At 70.9% G+C, this 18325-nt stretch carries 14 protein-coding genes; 4 read left to right on the top strand and 10 right to left on the bottom strand.

The genetic code is table 11. The features are described from left to right. Nucleotides 1-2: 2 nt before the first annotated feature. The 9 genes from GXY85_06320 to GXY85_06360 form a co-directional block, all read right to left on the bottom strand. Nucleotides 3-1385: a hypothetical protein gene (locus GXY85_06320; GenBank protein NLW50444.1), complete on the bottom strand. Its 1383-nt coding sequence runs from the start codon at nucleotides 1383-1385 to the stop codon at nucleotides 3-5. After that, nucleotides 1382-2722, bottom strand: coding sequence for a hypothetical protein (locus tag GXY85_06325; protein ID NLW50445.1), 1341 nt, complete (start codon nucleotides 2720-2722; stop codon nucleotides 1382-1384). The genes GXY85_06320 and GXY85_06325 overlap by 4 nt, the downstream gene beginning before the upstream one ends. A 10-nt stretch (nucleotides 2723-2732) precedes the next feature. Then, the gene (locus tag GXY85_06330) at nucleotides 2733-3449 is read right to left on the bottom strand and encodes a prepilin-type N-terminal cleavage/methylation domain-containing protein (GenBank protein ID NLW50446.1); all 717 of its coding nucleotides are present in this window, start codon (nucleotides 3447-3449) and stop codon (nucleotides 2733-2735) included. After that, nucleotides 3449-3835, bottom strand: a complete 387-nt coding sequence (gspI, locus tag GXY85_06335) for a type II secretion system minor pseudopilin GspI (protein ID NLW50447.1) — start codon at nucleotides 3833-3835, stop codon at nucleotides 3449-3451. The genes GXY85_06330 and gspI overlap by 1 nt, the downstream gene beginning before the upstream one ends. Then, nucleotides 3832-4332 (bottom strand): prepilin-type N-terminal cleavage/methylation domain-containing protein, encoded by a 501-nt coding sequence (locus GXY85_06340; protein ID NLW50448.1) that lies wholly within the window; start codon nucleotides 4330-4332, stop codon nucleotides 3832-3834. Before GXY85_06340 ends, gspI begins: the two co-directional genes overlap by 4 nt. 1 nt (nucleotide 4333) lies before the next feature. Further along, a complete protein-coding gene (gene gspG, locus GXY85_06345; protein NLW50449.1) occupies nucleotides 4334-4783 on the bottom strand; it encodes a type II secretion system major pseudopilin GspG in 450 nt (149 codons plus the stop codon). Nucleotides 4784-4806: 23 nt separating this feature from the next. Next, the gene (locus GXY85_06350) at nucleotides 4807-6021 is read right to left on the bottom strand and encodes a type II secretion system F family protein (protein ID NLW50450.1); all 1215 of its coding nucleotides are present in this window, start codon (nucleotides 6019-6021) and stop codon (nucleotides 4807-4809) included. Between the two features lie 25 nt (nucleotides 6022-6046). Further along, nucleotides 6047-7753: a type II secretion system ATPase GspE gene (gene gspE / locus GXY85_06355; protein NLW50451.1), complete on the bottom strand. Its 1707-nt coding sequence runs from the start codon at nucleotides 7751-7753 to the stop codon at nucleotides 6047-6049. A gap of 66 nt (nucleotides 7754-7819) precedes the next feature. Next, entirely contained in the window at nucleotides 7820-8347 is a 528-nt protein-coding gene (locus GXY85_06360) for a hypothetical protein (GenBank protein ID NLW50452.1), read from the bottom strand. 214 nt (nucleotides 8348-8561) lie between these two features. On the opposite strand from GXY85_06360, the gene GXY85_06365 reads away from it, so the two are divergent. The 4 genes from GXY85_06365 (at nucleotide 8562) to GXY85_06380 (ending at nucleotide 15463) form a co-directional block, all read left to right on the top strand. Next, nucleotides 8562-9467, top strand: coding sequence for a carbon-nitrogen hydrolase family protein (locus GXY85_06365; GenBank protein ID NLW50453.1), 906 nt, complete (start codon nucleotides 8562-8564; stop codon nucleotides 9465-9467). 134 nt (nucleotides 9468-9601) lie between these two features. Beyond that, nucleotides 9602-13489: a hypothetical protein gene (locus GXY85_06370; protein NLW50454.1), complete on the top strand. Its 3888-nt coding sequence runs from the start codon at nucleotides 9602-9604 to the stop codon at nucleotides 13487-13489. A 32-nt stretch (nucleotides 13490-13521) separates the two neighbouring features. Next, nucleotides 13522-14814: an alpha-L-fucosidase gene (locus GXY85_06375; protein ID NLW50455.1), complete on the top strand. Its 1293-nt coding sequence runs from the start codon at nucleotides 13522-13524 to the stop codon at nucleotides 14812-14814. Nucleotides 14815-15103: 289 nt separating this feature from the next. After that, the gene (locus GXY85_06380) at nucleotides 15104-15463 is read left to right on the top strand and encodes a CBS domain-containing protein (GenBank protein NLW50456.1); all 360 of its coding nucleotides are present in this window, start codon (nucleotides 15104-15106) and stop codon (nucleotides 15461-15463) included. 228 nt (nucleotides 15464-15691) lie between these two features. On the opposite strand, the gene GXY85_06385 is transcribed toward GXY85_06380, so the two are convergent. Continuing rightward, nucleotides 15692-18316: a hypothetical protein gene (locus tag GXY85_06385; GenBank protein NLW50457.1), complete on the bottom strand. Its 2625-nt coding sequence runs from the start codon at nucleotides 18314-18316 to the stop codon at nucleotides 15692-15694. Between the last annotated feature and the right edge of the window lie 9 nt (nucleotides 18317-18325).

Genomic DNA, 18325 nt, shown 5'->3' on the forward strand with positions numbered 1-18325 from the left:
CTTCACTCCGTGCCGGTGTAGGTGTAGTTCAGGCTGAAGGCGACGTCCCGCCCTCCGGCCTGGGCCTCGCGCAGGTAGCGGAACTGCAGGTCCGTCATGGCCTCGGAGCCCTTCAGGCGATCCAGCACGTCCAGCACCGACCGCTCATCGGCCGCCATGCCGATCACGCTGCCCTCCATGTTCTCCTTGATCCCGACGCTGGTGGCCCAGACGGTTCCCCGTTCGGGAAACGTCAGCGTCACCTCGCGCAAGGCTTCGAGGAAGGGCGGCCGCCGATCATACCAGCCCCGGGCGGACGCCGTCCTGTCGATCAGTCTCTCCGCAGCGGCGATGTCGTCCTTCATCTCTTCCAGCCACCGGCGGCTCTCCGCCACCTGGCGGGCCTCGGCGCGCCAGTCCAGCACGAAGGCCAGGACGGCCAGCAGGGCCGTCGCGCAGAGGATGGCGGCCCAGGCGATCGTGCGGGTGCTGCCCGTCTTCACACGCGGCGTCAGGTGCGTGTGAAGAAAGTCCACGGGCGGGTCGGCCTGTGAAAGGCCGGCCCGGGCCAGCGCCACCGCCGTGCCGAAGCCCGCCGCCCGGTCGATTCCCTGCACGCCGAGGGCGGCCGCGGCGTCGACCGCCGAGGCCTCCGGCAGGTCCAGCCGGCGCGCCAGGTCGGCTGGGCCCGTGCCGGCGCCGTCCCAGTCGATGGTCCAGACGGCCTCCGGGCCGCTCCACCAGGCGTCGTTCGGTTGAAGGGCCAGGAGGCGGCGCACCTGCTCGGCCACAGTGCCGGCGGCCAGGGACTTGAGCAGGCGCGGCTGCCGGCGCGAGAACAGCGCACACTCCCAGCCCTCCGGCGTGCCGCGCAGCAGGACGAGCGGGCTGTCCGGCAGAACGCCGTCGGCGGCCGGCGCGAGCGCCGAGGCCGTCACGGACAGGACCTTCAGCCCGGCCCCTTCGGCCGCGGCCAGGACCTGGCTGAGCCGGCTGCGCAGAGAGGCGACGATCAGGACGGGGCGCGCTCCTTCGGCGTCCACACGGTCGGCGAAGTCCACCGAGAGTTCCGAAGGCGGCGAGCTGAAGGCCCGCTCCGCCCGCAGCCGCAGGATGCCCACGAGGGCCTCGCCGGCGGCCGGCGGGATGCTGTACTCGCGGCTCATCAGCCACGAGGCCGGCAGGCCGATGACGGCCCGGCGGGCGGTGAATGCCTCCCGATCGAGGAACTCCCGCAGGGCCGCCGCCATCCTGGCCGGCTCCCCGATCCCCGCGTCGGCGGGCGGCACGAACCGGGCCGCACGCGTCACCTCCGGCAGCGGCCGGCCGTCGCGAAGCTCGGCGACCTGCACCGCTCCGTCCTCGAAGGCCAGCCCCAGTATCTTGCGCGCGCCGAACATGCTCACCGGTCTCCGATCATCGTTGCCGTCTTCTCCAGCCCCGAACCGCGCCGGAGTCCCTCGAGGATCTCCGGCTCCAGCGGCCAGCCCAGGTGCGTCAGGTCGAACCAGGTGAGGACGCGCGGCTCGTCGCCCCGCACGTCGATGATCGCCCGGAAACGCCGGTAGGCTCGCCCGTCGCCGCTGACGGCCACGACGTCGACCGTCCGCTGGTAGCCCCGCGTCGTGATGTGGCCGCCGATGGCCGCCGCCTTCTCCGGCGGCAGCGCCTCGGCCACCCAGGCCAGGTTCGTCCGGTCGACCTGGGTGCCCGTGCGGCCGGCCAGCAGCGCGTCCACGTCTCCCTCGTCCAGTTGCGGCAGGCAGGCGAGCACCTCTCGCGGGGCGGTGTTGACGTTCACCAGGCCCCGCCGCACCTGCTCATCGCTGGTAACAATCCGGTCGGCGATGGTGGCGAACTCATCGGGCGTCAGGCCCGTGTGCGTGTAGAACTCCAGCACGTTGTCGAACGGACGCCCCGAGCGCACGAGGTCCATCACGGCGAAATAGCGGTCCTCCGAGAGCGCATCGCGCAGGAGGCCCGAGACCGCCTCCGAGCCGACGGTGTTCACGTTGACCCGGTCCTCGCCGGACTCGGACGTGTTGGGCTCCGCGCTGAAGACGGTGAGGAAGTCGTAGAAGCCGCGCTCCCCAGCGACCTCCTCATGCGGGTCGATGATGCCGTTCAGGTTCAGGTCCGCCCCGTAGAGGAGTTCGGGCGTCGCCTCGGCCACGAGCAGGAGTTCGTCGACCGTCTCGAACGGACCGTTCTTGCAGTAGTAGGCGTCGTCGAGCAGGAGGTAGTACTCGCTCTCGGCGCCGCCGGGCGAGATCTCGTCGTCGGCGTCTCGCCAGTCGATGATCGCGGCGGCCAGCTCGGCCGTCATCTCGGGCAGCTTCAGAAGCATCTCGGCCGTGGCGGTGTTCAGGTTGACCTTGGCCGCCTCGTCCGTCATTCCATAGCGCCGCACGTTGTTGTCGTTCGGATGGGCGTGCAGAAGCCAGAAATACCCGTCGCCCACCTGCACGGCCTCGACCTCCGATTCTGAGGCCGCGTCCTCGGATCCCTCGGCGCCCGCCGAGGCGGCCGCCTCGGCGGCCTTGGCCATGGCGAACGCGAGCGCACCGCGCGCCACCGCCTCGGCCTGAAGCGCGGCCACCTGGTTGGCCGCCGCGACGGCTTCCACGCGCACCGTGCGGCCGAAGACGAGCACGAGGCCGGCAATGACCAGCACGATCCACATCGTGACGATCAGCACGGTGCCCCGCCGGCCTGTATGCGCGCTGTGGATGCCTTGCCTCATGACCGGGACCTCAGCCTCCTCGGCCCGACGCGCCGCCGCTTCCAGCCCCGGCGGCCGGCTGCTCGGGGGCCATGCCGCCGCACGGGATGGCGAACACACGCGTGGCGGCGTAGCCTTCGGCGCCCTCCGGGGCGCCCGCCTCCGGGGCCAGCGTGAGCGTCACCTCGACGGCCACCGGCAGGCTGTTGTCCATGGACGGCGAATCCCAGGTCTCCAGCCAGCTCGTCCCGTCCGAATACCACAGGTCCAGGGCGACGACGCCCCGGCACAGGACCTCCTCAACCGGCTCGGGCTCTTCGGGGGCCAGCAGGTTGGCGGTCATGCGCCGCACCAGCTTGCGGTGTCCCTCCTGGCCCTCCGGGTCGCTGAGCGCAAGCTCCACGCGGACCGTGCCGGCGGGGGTGCCCAGCAGGCCGCCGCGGGCCGCCCGCACGTACAGGACCAGGCTGTCGAGGTCCTCGCCCGTTTCGCTCACCTCATCGGTGCCGATGCACTCGCCGGCCAGGATGCCGGTCGGCGGCAGGGCGGCTGCGAGCATCGGGCGCAGCATCTCCATGGCCAGCTCGGCCCGTCGGGGGGGGTTCAGCGCCCTCAGCGTGATGCTGCGCGCCCGGAACGCCACGTGCAGGGCGGAGTAGAGCGCGCCCGCCAGCATGCTCATCATCCCGAGCGCGAAGAGCATCTCCAGGAGGGTGAAACCGGCCCGGTCTGTGCGGCGGCGCTGCATCACATGTCCCCCGAATAGGCGAGGGTCGTGATCGACAGCGAGTACTGGCGCCCGCGGGTCGGCCAGGTCACCGTCACGGTCACCTGGCGCAACAGCGTATCGGTCCAGTTCTCCACGGTCACCTCCCAACGCCAGCCGGGCCTGTCCGGGCCGAACTCATCGGCCTGGTCTCCGCTCTCCCAGGTCCCGTCGGCCAGGAGTTCGTTCAGCCTGGCCTCGGCGAGGCCGGCGGCCTGCACACGATCGCGGGCCAGGCCGGCTGCGCCCACCGCCAGGGACACGCCCTCCATCGCCACAGGCATGATGACCGCCACGAGCGCAAGGCTGGCCAGGACCTCGACCAGCGTGAAACCCGCCCGCCGGGAGCGCGTCGTCCGATGCGTCATCGGGGCACCTCGCTTCCGTGCAGGTCGGTGACCTGGAACCTCTCGGTGGCCGACGGACTGGCCACGACGGCCCTGTCGCCCTGCCGGCCGGTGAGCCGGATCGTGGCCGCATCGACGCGCCCGGTCGGCTGGAAGGTGATGTGGCCGGAGTCGGTGCTCAGTTCCATCCGGACGCCGTCGGGCAGCCGGAACGTGCGCCCGAACTCCGTCTCCAGCCGCTCGAAGTCCCCTCCGCCCTGAACCGTGAGCCAGTAGGTGCCCTCGACGGGATCGAGGTTCAGGCGGTAGACGCGGCCCTCGCTGATCGCCTGCGAACGTGCAAGTTCCGTCAGGGCAACGAGATAGGCGGCCGTGTCCTGCGTCTGCCGCGAGGCGAAGAAGCCGCGCAGGGACGGGGCGGCCATGGCGAGCACCGTGCAGATGACCACCATGACGAGGACGAGTTCCAGCAGCGTGAACCCGCCGCGCCCGCCGCCGATGTCCGCGCCGCGCGCCATGTCACCGCTCCGACCAGTTGTCGACGTCGTCGCCCCCGCCGTCCTGGCCGTCCGGACCGCGGGAGTGGAGGTCGTAGCCGTCCGTGTTGTAGTCGCCGGGGTACTTGTACATGTACTCCCTGCCCCAGGGGTCCAGCGGGACGGTACGGCTGATGTACGGCCCGCCCCAGCTGACGGCGTCGACGGGCTCTTCGACCAGCGCGGCCAGTCCTTCCTCGGTCGTCGGGTAGCGGCCGTTGTCGATCTCGAACATGTCCAGTGCGGTCTGCAGGCTCGCGATTCCCGTTCGGGCCGCGGTGATGCGCGCCTGCTCGGACCGCCGGGCGAACTTCGGCACCACGACCGCAGCCAGCACGCTCAGGATCACCAACACCAGCAGAAGCTCGATCAGCGTGAAGCCGCCGCGGCCGGCAGCCCGGCGTCGGTTCTGTCGCGTCGTCCGTCGGTTCATTGCGTCGTTCTCCCTCGGTCTTCTCATCGGATCAACTCCTGAAGCGTGAACACGGGCAGCAACATGCCGATGACCACCAGCCCGATCAGGGCGGCCATCAGGAACAGGAGCGCCGGCTCGGCCAGCGCCACGAGCATGCGCAGGCGTCGGTCCAGGTCGCCCTCATAGGAGGCGGCCAGGCGCACCATCTCCTTGTCCAGCCGCCCCGTCTGCTCGGCCACGGCGGTCATCTCCGCCACGGACGGAGGGAACAGCTCGGGACTGGCCGCGAGGCTGGCGGACAGCGAACTGCCCTGCTGCACCTCACTCGTGGCGCGGTCGACGGCGTCGCTGAGCGTCTGGTTTCCGATGGCCTCCTTGGCCACGCGAAGGGCGGCGATCAGCGGCACGCCGGCCCCCAGAAGCGTCCCCAGCATCCGGCAGAAGCGCACCAGCGCGAACCGTGCGGACACGGTCCCGACGCCGGGGGTGTGCAGCACCATGCGCTCGAAGGTGCGCCGGCCCGATTCGGACGAGAGCGCCCGCCTGGACACGACCACGAGCACGGCCACGACGGCGGCGATCGCCAGGCCGTTCCTCACGATGAAGCGGCTGGCCCCCACGATGGCCTTGGTCAGCCAGGGGAGCGCCCCGCCGAACTCCTCGAACACGCCCGAGAACCGCGGGATGAAGTAGGCCATCAGGAACGCCAGCACGCCGGCAGCCAGAACCGCCAGCACCACGGGGTATACCAACGCCGCCTTCACCCGACCGACCAGATCCTGCTCGCGCGAGCGGAACTCGGCGATCTGCTCCAGCACCAGGTCCAGGAATCCGCCGGCCTCGCCCGCACGCACCATGGCCACGTGGACGGGCGGAAACGAGGCCGGCCAGCGCGCCAGCGCGTCCGCCAGCGAGTCGCCGTCGGCCACCGAGTCGTGGATCGCCTGCCACTGCCGCCGCGCCGCCGCATGCGCCGCCTGGCCGCTGAGGATCGAGAGCGCGCGGCTCAGCGAGACGCCGGCGGCCAGCAGGTTGGCCAGCTCGCGCGTGAACGCGTCCACCGTCGCACGCGAGACCTTCCCCGGCCGCCCGCCCGTGCGCCCCCGCGCACCAGCCGGCGCCGAGTCCTCCACGGCCACGGGCGTCAGGCCGCGCGCCTCCAGTTCGTCCAGCGCGGCGGCACGGCCGTCGGCCGTGAGGCTTCCGGCCACCTCACGGCCGGCCTGGTCCACCGCTCTGTAGGCAAACGTCGCCATCGGGTCGTCCTGCCCTGAATGCGTATCACACCGGAAGGGAGCCGTTGCCGCGTTCGTCGCGCGTCACCCGCACGACCTCCTGCACGCTCGTGCGCCCCGCCGCCACGTGCCGCCAGCCGTCCTGCCGGAGGCTCTTCATCCCCTGCTCGATCGCCAGGCGGCGAATCTGGCGGGAGGACACGTTGCGCAGGATCATCTCGCGCATCTCGTCGGTCACGGGCATCAGTTCGAAGACCCCCTGCCGGCCGCGATAGCCCGTCCGGAGGCATTCGCGGCATCCGCGCCCGATGAACACCCTCTGCGGAATCTCGTCGCCGACCATCTGGCGCAGCTTCTCCCACTCGGCGCGCGAGCACTCGTCTTTGCACTCGGGGCAGATGCAGCGCACAAGGCGCTGCGCCAGCACGGCCTCCAGCGACGAGGCCACCAGGTAGGGCTCCACCCCCATGTCCACAAGACGCGTCAGCGCACCGGGGGCGTCGTTGGTGTGCAGCGTGCTGAAGACAAGATGGCCCGTCAGAGAGGCCTGCACGGCGATCTCGGCCGTCTCCAGGTCGCGGATCTCGCCCACGAGCACGACGTCCGGGTCGTGCCGCAGGATGGACCGCAGCCCGAGGGCGAACGTCAGCCCCGCCTTCGTGGACACCTGAATCTGGTTGATGCCGCGCAGGTGGTATTCGACCGGGTCCTCGATGGTGATGATCTTGCGGTCGATGTCGTTGATGCGCGAGAGGCCCGCGTAGAGGGTCGTCGTCTTGCCGCTCCCGGTCGGGCCGGTCACGAGCATGATCCCGTGCGGGACCTGGAGGATGCGCTCGAACTGCCGGCAGTCCTCGTCGGACATCCCGAGACTCTCCAACCCGAGGAGGGCCCCGCTGCGGTCCAGCAGGCGCAGCACCACGGCCTCGCCGTGAAGCATGGGGATGACCGAGGCCCGCACGTCCACGTCGTGGCCGCCGGCCTTGAGGCGGATGCGGCCGTCCTGGGGCAGCCGTTTCTCGGCGATGTCCAGGCGGCTCATGATCTTCAGGCGCGAGACGATGGCGGCCTGGAAGCGCCGCACCTCCGGCGGGATCACGGCCTCCTGCAGGATGCCGTCGACGCGGTAGCGCACGCGGAGCTGGTCCTCAAACGGCTCGAAGTGCACGTCCGTCGCCCGCAGATCGATCGCCTCGGTCAGCACCTGGTTCACCAGCCGGATGATCGAGGCGTCCTCGGCCGCAGCGGCCAGGTCGACCGTGCCGTCCGTGTCGACGTCGATGACCTGGACGTTGTCCCCGTCGGCCTCCGAGACGAGCGACTGGACGGTGTCGGCCCCGACGCCGAGGAAACTGCGCAGGCAGCGGTTGATCTCCTCGGACGTCGCCGCCGCCGGGCGCAGGTTGCGGCCGGTGACCAGCCGCAATTCGTCCAGACCCGTCGTGTCCGAGAGCCGGCTGGTGGCCACCGTCACGCAGCCATCGTCCTCGCGCACGGGCAGCAGGCCGTGCTTTAGAAGCAGGCGTGCGGGGAACCGGGACACGACCTCCCGGCTGGGCGGGTCGGCCTCCAGGTCCGCGTACGGGATGTCGAACTCCCGGGCGAGGAACCGCAGGACCTCGTCCTCGGGCAGCCCCGCCTCGCGCAGCGCCTCGTCCAGCGGCGTGCCCGCCTGCTGAAGGCGCCGGACCTCGGCCGCCGAGTCGGCGGCGACGAGGCCCGCACCGCACATCTTCGTCAGGATGTCGTTCATGAACCCCACACTGCGCAGTCCGGCGGCCCCGCCGTGCGGACGGCCGCCGGACCGCGCCCAGGGATGTCAGTCCAGAAGACCCATCAGTACCAGTTGAGCCTCCTGCCGCATCGTGATGACCTCGCGCAGTTCCTTCTGCGCCACGTCCAGTTGCTCCTTCACCTTCTCCCGGGCCTCCCGCATGGCCGTCAGCCCGGTCCGGATCTGATCTGCGGTCGAGTTCGCGTCCGCCAGCGTCTCCCGCAGCGCATCGACGGCCTTCTGGAGCTCCGACTGCGGCTCAGCGCCGCGCCGGACCGGCCGGCCGCCCGGGCCGCCGCGCGTGCCCATGCGCATGCCGCCCATGTTCAGTTGACCCGAGAGGTCCTGCACCTTCTGGACGCGCGGGCCCAGCAGTGCCCACTCCTCCTCGGTCGCCCCCAGCGCCTCCCTCATCCGCTCAGCCATCCGCTGACGCATCTGCTCGGGATCCCATCCGCCCCGGCCGCCGCCGGCACCCCGCCCGGGGCCGGCCTGCTGGCAGTAGACCGTCCCGGCCAGAAGGCTCCCCACCAACGCCACCGCCGCAACCATCGCCACCGTTCTCCACGACATCTCCGTCTCCTCCGCCAGAACCCCGCTCACTGTGCCCCGGACACCCGTGTGTCCGGCCTCTCCTGGGTGTTAAACGGACGGCGGCGGCGGAACCTGCGCGCCAATCCGCCCCGGAGGTCGGCGCCCGCGCGACCGCGACCCCGCCGGACGGGTGTGGTAGAATCCGCTCAATGCCCCCACGGAGTGCGGCAGCCCCTCGGAAGGAGAGACTTCGATGTCCCGCAAGGCGCGCATCTGCACGATCTCCATGAACTCGCTGGTGCACGGCAACCGTTCGTCGAAGGAGGACCGCTTCCGCGAGGCGGAGGCGAAGATGAAGCAGGGCGCGCTGGATGCCCCCGACCTGTTCCTGCTGCCCGAGACGTTCCTGTGCAACGACGTGCCGGGCGCCTTCGCCGACCCGGCCAACATCGAGGAGGAAGGCAACGAGGCCTACGAGCGCCTCGGCGCGGCCGCCCGGGCCTACGGCGCCTACGTGGCCGCCCCCCTTCTGACCCGTCTGGACGGGGTGCCGCGCAACTCGACCGTGATCTTCGACCGCGGAGGTTCCCCCGTCTACGCCTACCACAAGACCTACCTGACCGGCGGAGAGGCCGCCGCCGGCCTCGTCCCCGGGGAGCGTCGGCAGGAGGCATTCGACGCCGACTTCGGCCGACTGGGCATCGCCATCTGCTACGACCTGAACTTCCAGCCGCTCCTGCGGCACTACTACGACCAGGGCGTCGAGGTCCTGCTGTTCACCACCTACTTCCCCGGCGGCATGCTGCTTCGCTCCTGGGCGTACCTCTACTCCTTCCACGCGGTGTCGAGCCACGCGCAGGGACACGAGAGCATGTTCGTCAACCCCCTGGGCTACGTAGTGGCGCGCGCCAACATGTTCGCCCAGGCGCTCACGCACGAATTCCAGCTCGACTGCGTCCTGGCCCCCTACTACGGCAACCGGAACGCCGTGCAGGCCGCCAAGGAGAAGTACGGCCCCGAGCTGGAGCTGGACATCCACCGCGCCGAAGGCGACGTGATCCTCTACTACCACGGCACGCAGACCACGGCGCGCGACATCGTGCGCGAGTTCGAGATCCGCACCCGCGCCGACTACTACCGGGGAGAGCACCTGCTGTAGGGGCGGCGCACGAACCGTTTGACAACCCGCCGGCACGTGCATAGAATCCCGCCCTCGGGGCCCGGGAGGCCGTCCGTGCACATCCGGAGTTGGGAAGAGCCCTGCAGCAGCCGGGCCCGGATCGGAGGGACGCCATGACGTGCTCCAGCCGCATCGCCGTCGTCTGTCTCCTCGCTCTGTGGACCTCTCTCCCGTCGGGCGCCCGCGCCGGGCAGTCGGCGGACGTTGTGCTCCCGCCCGGCGTGAGCGCCGTCTGGGACGTGCGGCAGGCGCACCGCGACACGACGGCCACGCGCGAGCGCATCTGCATCAACGGCCTCTGGCGGTTCCAGCCCGCAGGTGCCGACGAGGAGCCGGTGCCGCCCCCCGGGAGCGGGTGGGGGTACTTCAAGGTGCCCGGCCCCTGGCCCGCCGACACCAACGGCGACCAGACGATCTACGCCGCCGAGGGATGGCAGGACCGACTGCGCGGGCTGCAGGCGGCCTGGTACGAGCGCGAAATCGCCGTCCCGGAGCACTGGGAGGGCCGGCGCGTCGGCCTCTCCGTGCAGTGGCTGAACTCCTTCGCACGCATCTTCATCGACGGCCGGGAGGCCGGCACGCTGATCTTCCCCGGCGGCGAGGCGGACATCACGGCCGCCGTCACGCCCGGCCGCACGCATTCCCTGGCCATTCAGGCGTTCGCCCGGCGCCTGACCCGTGAGCAGAACGCCATGCTGCCTGCCGGCGATGGCGCCGGCAGGCGCGCGGCCGGCATCGCGCGCGGCGGCCTGGTAGGCGACGTCTACCTGACCGGCGTCCCGTCCGGCGAGCGCATCACGCACGTGCGGGTCGACACGTCCGTCCGTCGCCGGCTCCTGACCATCGAGGCCGGCGTGGAGGGCCTCCGCGAGGGACGCCCCTATGCACTGCGGGTGCGCGTCATGGAGGACGGCCGCGAGGTGCTGGCGGCCGGCGGCGGCGAACTCGTGGAGACCGGGGCCGGAGGAGGCCGAATGACGCTCCGCAGCGCATGGGCCGACCCGAAGCTCTGGGACGCCGACACGCCCGGGAATCAGTACGACCTGCTCGTGGAACTGGTCGAGGACGGCCGGACGCTGGACGCCGCACACCCGGTGCGCTTCGGGTTCCGCGAGTTCTGGATCGACGGGCGCGACTTCTACCTGAACGGCAGCCGCGTCCACCTGCGCGCCGTCCCCATCGACTCGGCCCAGATCCGGCCCGGCACGGCCACCTACGAGGCCGCCTGCGGAACGATCCGCCGGCATCAGATGCTGGGCTTCAATGCCGTCTACACGCACAACTACGGCTGCACGCCCGGATCGCACATCGGCTTCGACGGCATGCTGAAGGCCGGCGACGACACCGGCATGCTGCTCTGCTTCTCGCTGCCGAGCATGCGCGCCTACGACTGGTCCACGGAAGAGGCGGTCGCCGCCTACCGACGGCACCTGGAGTGGTACGTCCGCCAGGCGCAGAACCATCCGAGCGTCATCATGTTCAGCCAGAACCACAATGTGCTGGCGTTCAGCGACGACCAGAACCCCCAGCGGGCGCCCCTGCCTCTCCCGGAGGCCCTCCCCGACTGGTATCGGCGACGCAACGCGCAGATGTGGGACCGCATCGCCATCCTGCGCGAGTTCGACACGGCCCACCCGGTCTACAATCACTCCGGCCCGGCGCCCGACATCTACACCGTCAACTGCTACCTGAACTGGGTGCCGATGCAGGAACGGGCCGAGTGGTTCCAGCACTGGGCACGCGAGGGCCGGCATGCGCTGTTCCTGGTCGAGTACGGCGAACCGCTCATCTTCAGCTACAACTCCGGCCGCGGGCCGTGGAACGCATGGCGGGCGCCGCAGCTCCAGCAGTATCACTACACCGAATGGGGCGCACTGCTGCGGGGCGACGCCGCCTACGATCTGAGCGAGTTCGAGACCGGCCGGCTGCGCTGGGAGGCCGAGCAGTGGCGCATCGGCGAGCCCTTCGACCGGGGCCGCTACCCCCTGGGCCACCTGATCGCCACCGACATACCCAACCTGCGCGGCGTGCAGGCGGAGTACATCACGCACACCTGGCCGTACTTCCGCACCCTCGGCCTGTCCGGCTTCAACATCTGGCACTACTGGAACCTCTGCTCTGTCCGCGAAGGCGTCGAACCGAAACCGGTCGACCTGCCGACGGACTGGGAGAACCTGCAGCGCCCCGGCCTGAGCGTGGACAGGATCCCCGTCGAGGGCCGGATGCAGTACACGCTCACGAACAGCGTGAGCGACTGGCCGCTGAACGTGCGCGGCGAGGCCCTGCTCCGCTACAACCGCCCCCTGCTGGCCTACATCGCCGGCGGATCGTTCCGCTTCACCGAGAAGGGACACAACTACCTGCCGGGCGAGCAGGTGGACAAACAGGTGATCGTCGTGAACGACTCCCGCCGCCCCGTCGTCTGCGACTGCACGTGGACCGTCTCCCTGCCGGACGAAGTGCGCGGGAAGGCGACCATCCGCGTCGAACCCGGCGAGAACGGCCGGAGCCCCCTCCGATTCCCCCTGCCGGACGCCCTGGAGCCGGGGGAGTACGCCATCGACCTCAAGGCCGCCTTCGACACCGGAGAGGTGCAGGAGCACTCGCTGGCCCTGCACGTGCTGGCGCCGGCGCCCCGGCGGTCGGCGCTCCGGGGCACGGTGGCCCTCTTCGACCCGGCGGGCGAGACGGCCGCCCTGCTGCGGGCCCTCGACGTGCCGTTCGAGGCCGTCGAGGCCGGGACCGACCTGAGCGGCTACAACCTTGTAGTGATCGGCAAGCGGGCACTCACCGTCGACGGCCCCGGACCGGACCTCTCCGGCGTCCGGGACGGCCTGAAGGTCGTCGTCTTCGAGCAGACGGCCGAGGTGCTCGAGCGGCGCCTGGGCTTCCGCGTGGCGGAGTACGGACTGCGCAAGACCTTCGCCCGCGTGCCCGACCATCCCGTGTTGAGGGGCCTGTCGGAGCGGAACCTGCGCGATTGGCACGGCGAGGCGACGCTGGTGCCGCCGGCCATGACGAACCCGGACCCCAACACCAAGCCGAAGGCCACCTGGTGCGGGTTCGAGTCCGAACGCCCGGGACGCGCCGGCTGCTACGGCAACGTCTGCTCGGTCGCCATCGAGAAGCCCACGTGCGGCGACTTCCTGCCGCTGGTCGACGGAGGATTCGCGCTCAAGTTCAGCCCCCTGCTGCTGCACACGGAGGGGCGAGGGTTGATGGCCTTCTGCCAGGCCGACGTGACCGGGCGCACCCGGGAAGACCCGGCCGCCCGGCAACTGGCGGCCAACCTGCTCGAATTCGTGGCCGGCTACAGCCCGTCGCCCGCCCGCATCGCGGTCTACGCGGGCGAGGAGGCCGGATTCGAGCACCTGAGAGCCGCCGGTGCGGACGCGGAACTCTACACCGGGCAGACCCTCGGCGAAGACCGCGTCGTGGTCCTGGGCCCGGGCGCCGCAGAGCGCGTCGGCGCGCACGCGGCCGGGCTCGCATCCTGGATCCGAGCGGGCGGCCGCGTGGTCGCCGTGGGCATCGTGCCGGAGGACGCCGCTGCGCTGATCGCCGGCGGGATCACCTTCCACGAGGACGAGCACATCGCGTGCGTCTTCGAGCCGCCCGGGGCCGGGTCGGCTGCGGCGGGAATCGGCTGCGGCGACCTGATGATCCGTGACCCCCGCACACTGTGGCTGGTCGCTTCCGGGGCCGCCGTCCTGGGCAACGGCGTGCTGGCCCACCGGGAGGATCCGCCCGCGAGCTTCCTGCAACTGGTCCCCTGGCAGATCGACTACCGGAGGCTCTACAACGCCAAGCGCGGCTTCCAGGGCTCGAGCTTCGCCGTCAACCGCCTGCTGGCCAACACGGGCGTGCCCCTCCGGACGCCCCTGCCCGGGCGATTCGCCGACCCGGTCGAGGCCGAGCCGACGGCCGGGCGGTGGCTCGAGGGCCTCTACCTGGACGAACCTGTGGCGGAAGATGATCCGTACCGCTACTTCCGCTGGTAGCCTCGATCCCTGACCCCGCGGGAGACATCGCCATGGCCGATGACGGATTCACTGTGCCGGAACACATGAAATGGTGGACGCACGACCGCTTCGGACTGTTCATCCACTGGGGGCTCTACTCGCTCCCGGCACGGCATGAGTGGGTGAAGAGCATCGAGCGGATCCCCGACGAGGAATACCAGCGCTACTTCGACCGCTTCGACCCGGACCTCTACGACCCCCGGGCCTGGGCGCGCGCCGCGCGCGAGGCGGGCATGAAGTACGTCGTCATCACCACCAAGCACCACGAGGGCTTCTGCCTCTGGGACTCCGCACAGACGGACTACAAGGCCCCGAGCACGCCCGCCGGGCGCGACCTGCTGGCGCCGATGCTGGAGGCCTTCCGCGACGAAGGCCTGCGCGTCGGCTTCTACCACAGCCTCATCGACTGGCACCACCCCGAGTTCCCCATCGACCGCCACCACCCGCTGCGCGACGACCAGGAGGCCCGCCGCCGGACGGCCGGCCGCGACGTGCGCAAGTATGCCGACTACCTGCACAGCCAGGTGCGCGAACTACTCACGCAGTTCGGCCGCGTCGATCAGCTCTTCTACGACTTCTCCTACCCCGGCCCGGACGGCAAGGGACGGCGTGACTGGCGGGCGGAGGAACTGCTCAGACTCACGCGCGAGCTGCAGCCGGAGATCATCGTCAACGACCGCCTGGACCTGATGGACGTGCCCGGCGGCTGGGACTACCGCACCCCCGAGCAGTGCATGGTGCGCGACTGGGTGCGCGTCGACGGCCGGCGCGTGCCGTGGGAGACCTGCCAGACGTTCTCCGGCTCCTGGGGCTACCACCGCGACGAGGCGACGTGGAAGAGCGTCCGCCAGATCGTCTGCATGCTGATCGACACCGTGAGCAAGGGCGGCAACCTGCTGCTGAACGTCGGCCCGACGGCGCGGGGCGAGTTCGACGCGCGGGCGCTCGACCGCCTGGCCGGCATCGGCCGGTGGCTGCGCCGGCACGGCCGCGCGATCTACGGCTGCACCCAGGCGCCGGCGGAGCACGCCGCGCCGGACGACTGCCGGCTGACGTGGAACCCGGAGACACGCCGCCTCTACGTCCACGTGCTCAACTGGCCGCCGGGCGAGGTCTTCCTGCCCGGGCTGTTCGGCAAGGTCGCCTATGCCCAATTGCTCAGCGACGCCTCGGAACTGAAGCTCGGCCGGCGCGCGGCCTGGCAGTCGTGGGGCGAAGGGCCGCAGGAGACGCTCCGGATCGAGCTGCCGGTGCGGCCGCCGGACGTGGCCGTGCCGGTGATCGAGCTGTTTCTCACAGAGTAGCGCGGGCCGAATGGGTATTGCACCCGCGCCGCGATGGGCTATAATCCCAATGTGCCCGGTCCCCGGGGGCCGACCGGGTTGAAGCGGCGCCGACATACGGCCCTGAGGCCGTCACTGCGCCGAGACCCGTGGTCTGCTCGGGGCCGATTCGCACCTCTGATGGGGGGACAGTCTGCAGACGGGCTGGGGCCGATGGTCGTCGCGTCGACAGGCAAGAAGGAAGGGAGGAGCCGTGGAGAATCCAGGAAAGGCACTGAAAGACGTACGGTTTGCGAAGGCGCAGGACGCCATGACCAGAGACGTCGTGTACGTCGACGGCAGCGTCACGGTTGCGGAAGCCATCGCGCTCATGCGCGAGAAGCACGTGTCGAGTCTGATCGTCAAGAGCCGGAATCAGGACGACGCATTCGGCATCGTGACCCGCAAGGACGTGGTGAACAAGGTCGTAGACCCGGGCAGAGCGCCGGCCGACGTGAAGGTCTTCGAGATCATGACCAAGCCGCTGGTCACGGTCTCCCCGGGGCTCGCGCTGAAGTACTGCGCCCGGCTCATGAACGCCGCAGGCATACGCAGGGCTCCGGTGTTCGACGGCAAGGAGATCGTCGGCATGCTGAGCAACACCGACATCTTCGACGCCATCCACGTCTGAAGGACGCGGCGGCACCCTCTCAGCCCCAGCCCGGCTGCCGCCCGACCTCTCGGACCGTCAGGCCGTCCTGTCGCAGCGGACGGCGGCGAACAGCGTGCGGAAGCAGTCGGCCGCATCGCCCGGCCGATACAGCCCCACGTGCAGCCCGTGCACGGGCAGCGTCGCCGTCATGCTTCACCTCCTCCCGGGCCGCTCGCGGACGCGGAACAGGGCCGTCTGCGTCCGGCATCACGGCGCGGCGACGTTCGCTGCGCTCAGCCGGGCCTCCACCTCCGCGGCCGCCTCGTAGAGCCGGAGCGTCTCGTCCTGCCAACCGGACGAGGCGAACCAGTGGCTGCCGATGACGGGCGCCCAGTTCCACCAGGACTCGCCGGAGTAGCAGCAGCGTGCGCCCGAGCCGGTGCCGGCCCGCAGCGTGCTCACGGCGCGGTAGACGTTGCGCGTGCGCCCGTCCAGGAACTCCTGCAGACGCACGGCCCGGTCCTCGCCCAGCACGGCCCGTGCGCGCGCGTCCAGCAGGGCCTCCTGGATCACGATGCGGGCCTCGCACTCCTGAAGCCCCTCGCGGATGACCTCGAACCGCGCCGTCGACACGGCCCCTTCCCGGCCGGGGCCCAGGACGCCGGCGGAGATGTTGAGCATCCGCCAGGCCGTCTCGGGGAAGCGGCCATACAGCCGGCCCTGCGCCCGGCCGCGCCGATCGGTGCCGATCGTCAGGAAGTCGCCGCCCAGCCGCGCGAAACCCCGCCGCATGCCGGTGGCGTTCATCTCGGCAAGGAAGCGATAGGTGGTCGTGCAGGAGCTGTCCCACGGACGGCGCCCGAAATGGCAGACCAGCCCCTCCGACCGCCACCCGTGCATGCGCCCCAGCGAGGGGTCCAGGCCGAACATCGTCTGCCCCCACGCATACGGCCCGATGGCGAGCCCGAGCGGGACGTGCTTGATCTGCATGGTCTTGAAGGCATCGTGGGCGCAGCAGACCCACCGCACGTGCGGGAAGACGGACTGGAAGTGCTCCACCACCTCGGGGGTCGGCAGGTGGTCGGTGGCGTAGCCCCACATCATGGCGTCGGCCAGGCCCCGGGCCTCCAGGCGCCGGTGGACCTCCCGGAGCACCGGCGCCCAGAGCGCCCGGCTCTCCGGCAGGCTGTAGCGCGGCAGCGCCTGCTTGGTCACGTTCCCCTGCGCGTCGACCACGCTCACCAGGGGCCCCTCCTGCATCTGCTCCTGGCGCGCCTGGACGACCTCCTCGCCGCCGGGATGGCGGCCGGACAGCCCGCCTTCCAGATAGGTGTCCCACACGTAGAGGCACACGACCGACGGCCGCCCCTGATGCTCCAGCACGAGGTCCAGGTACCTGTCCAGGATGCTGTAGTCGTGCGTCCAGGTGCCGTCGGCCTGCCGCACCCACCGCACCATGGATTCGTCGTTGCCCAGGTTGGTGTTGCAGATGAGGGGCAGGTAGGTCGCCCGGGCGCCGACCTGGCCGAGCAGGGCAAGCGACCGCGCGATCAGGGCGAAATGCTCCTCGGACCAGAGCGGCACGTCGTAGTGCAACGCGAGCGACTCCGGAGACTGGATCACGTCGACGAACATGCGGTAGTCGGCCGGATCGGGCACACGCCACGGGCACACGTCGACGTGGACGGGCACCGTGAAGGGCTCAGCCGACGGGAGCATGACCTGCAGCGTGCCCGTGTAGCGGCCGGCGGCGACCTGTGCGGGCACCGTCACGGTGACCCAGACCGGCACGACGGCCCCGCCGATCGCCACCCGCTCGCCCCAGGTGGGGAGTATGTTCGGCCGGCGCACTTCCGCCTCCACCGGCGGCAGGTCGTCCAGCGCGTCGAAGCGCAGGGCGGCGCCGGGTCCCGGATAGACGTCGTGCGGCCCCGCGACGGTCGGCAACGCGTAGCGCACCTGCACGGCCGAGGCCGGGATCTCCCCGCCTTCGTTCCTCACGAGGCCCGTGGCGGCCGCCCGGAGGCCGCTGATAGGGTCCTTCGAGCCGACGACCACCTTGCCCGACCCCACTCCGCCGCGCGGCGCCACGATGCGGATCGGCCCCAGCGGCTCGTTCGGATCGCCGTAGTCGCACTCGTAGTCGTCCTGCATCGGCGCGCTGTTCCAGATCTGCAGGCCCGCCGGCCGGGTGGCGTTCGGCACGGCGGCTGCGCCCGGGGGCGCGGTCAGGCGCACTCCCGTCACACCGCACGTGCCCGCCGTGATCTCCACGAACTTCTCGGCCGGCCTCACCTGGGCCGTCGGCTGGGGGCTGCGGTGGGCCTCGATGGCCAGCACGTTCACCCCGGCGCGCAGAAGGGCGGCCGGTATCGCCAGCTCAAGCTCGCGGGCCTGATCCGGCTCGTCCGCCGGGTAATCCTCCGCCGGATGGTCGGGAGCCGCATGCTCGGCCAGATGGCCGCGCGCGATCTCGGTGCCGTTCACGTAGACGGCGATGCCGCCGCGGTAGGCGACGTGGAGTGTCAGCCCCTCGGCCTGCGCGGGATCGGCCACGGCGAACCGCGTCCGCATGGCCAGGTGCCCCACGAACGGCGAATCGGGGTCCATCATCATCTTGCGATGCCAGTCGGAATCGTCGAACTCGGGCCGCTGCCAGCCCTCAGGCGGCAGGGGCGTCGGGAACTCCAGCCACGTGCCCTCCTGCGTGCCCCGGTCCACCGTTTGGAGCCCCGCCTCGGTCCGCACGACGGCCGGCATAAGCGCGTAGTGGAAGCGCCACATGCTGCTCGTGCCCAGGATCGTCGTCGGCTCCGCCTGCGGCTGGGCCGCTCCCATCGCACACGCCGCCAGCACCGCCAGTGCCGCACACCGAACGCAACGGTAACTCATGCCGCTCCT

The organism is Candidatus Brocadiaceae bacterium (genome assembly GCA_012728835.1).
Classification (GTDB): domain Bacteria; phylum Planctomycetota; class Brocadiia; order SM23-32; family SM23-32; genus JAAYEJ01.

What these genes read in the sequence shown, in the direction of transcription:
- GXY85_06340 (NLW50448.1), bottom strand. Translation starts at nt 4,332, where the DNA reads ATGGCGCGCGGCGCGGACATCGGCGGCGGGCGCGGCGGGTTCACGCTG.
- gspG (NLW50449.1), bottom strand. Translation starts at nt 4,783, where the DNA reads ATGAACCGACGGACGACGCGACAGAACCGACGCCGGGCTGCCGGCCGC.
- GXY85_06385 (NLW50457.1), bottom strand. Translation starts at nt 18,316, where the DNA reads ATGAGTTACCGTTGCGTTCGGTGTGCGGCACTGGCGGTGCTGGCGGCG.
- gspI (NLW50447.1), bottom strand. Translation starts at nt 3,835, where the DNA reads ATGACGCATCGGACGACGCGCTCCCGGCGGGCGGGTTTCACGCTGGTC.
- GXY85_06325 (NLW50445.1), bottom strand. Translation starts at nt 2,722, where the DNA reads ATGAGGCAAGGCATCCACAGCGCGCATACAGGCCGGCGGGGCACCGTG.
- GXY85_06370 (NLW50454.1), top strand. Translation starts at nt 9,602, where the DNA reads ATGACGTGCTCCAGCCGCATCGCCGTCGTCTGTCTCCTCGCTCTGTGG.
- GXY85_06375 (NLW50455.1), top strand. Translation starts at nt 13,522, where the DNA reads ATGGCCGATGACGGATTCACTGTGCCGGAACACATGAAATGGTGGACG.
- GXY85_06380 (NLW50456.1), top strand. Translation starts at nt 15,104, where the DNA reads ATGACCAGAGACGTCGTGTACGTCGACGGCAGCGTCACGGTTGCGGAA.
- GXY85_06350 (NLW50450.1), bottom strand. Translation starts at nt 6,021, where the DNA reads ATGGCGACGTTTGCCTACAGAGCGGTGGACCAGGCCGGCCGTGAGGTG.
- gspE (NLW50451.1), bottom strand. Translation starts at nt 7,753, where the DNA reads ATGAACGACATCCTGACGAAGATGTGCGGTGCGGGCCTCGTCGCCGCC.
- GXY85_06365 (NLW50453.1), top strand. Translation starts at nt 8,562, where the DNA reads ATGTCCCGCAAGGCGCGCATCTGCACGATCTCCATGAACTCGCTGGTG.
- GXY85_06360 (NLW50452.1), bottom strand. Translation starts at nt 8,347, where the DNA reads ATGTCGTGGAGAACGGTGGCGATGGTTGCGGCGGTGGCGTTGGTGGGG.
- GXY85_06330 (NLW50446.1), bottom strand. Translation starts at nt 3,449, where the DNA reads ATGCAGCGCCGCCGCACAGACCGGGCCGGTTTCACCCTCCTGGAGATG.